At 69.4% G+C, this 245-nt stretch carries 1 protein-coding gene; it reads left to right on the plus strand.

Going from position 1 to position 245, the window contains the following annotated elements; all coding sequences use genetic code 11:
• A partial coding sequence (locus SB751_RS34160) for a solute carrier family 23 protein (protein ID WP_410749514.1) occupies window positions 1–245 on the plus strand: 245 nt, incomplete at both ends.

Here is a 245-nt window from a genome sequence, read left to right on the forward strand (position 1 = left end):
GGGCTACAACGAATTCAAGGGCGTGTTCGCGGCCCCGCCGAGCCTGGCGCCAACGCTGTTCAAGATGGACATCCTGGGCGCGCTGCACACCGGCTTCGTGCACGTCATCCTGGTGTTCGTGCTGGTCGAGGTGTTCGACGCCACCGGCACGCTGGTGGGCGTGGCCAAACGCGCCGGCCTGATGCCGGAGGGTCGCCCCAACCGCCTGGGCCGCGCCCTGTTCGCCGACAGCACCGCCATCGTGG

Source organism: Cupriavidus sp. SIMBA_020 (genome assembly GCF_046535395.1).
GTDB classification, from domain to species: domain Bacteria; phylum Pseudomonadota; class Gammaproteobacteria; order Burkholderiales; family Burkholderiaceae; genus Cupriavidus; species Cupriavidus campinensis.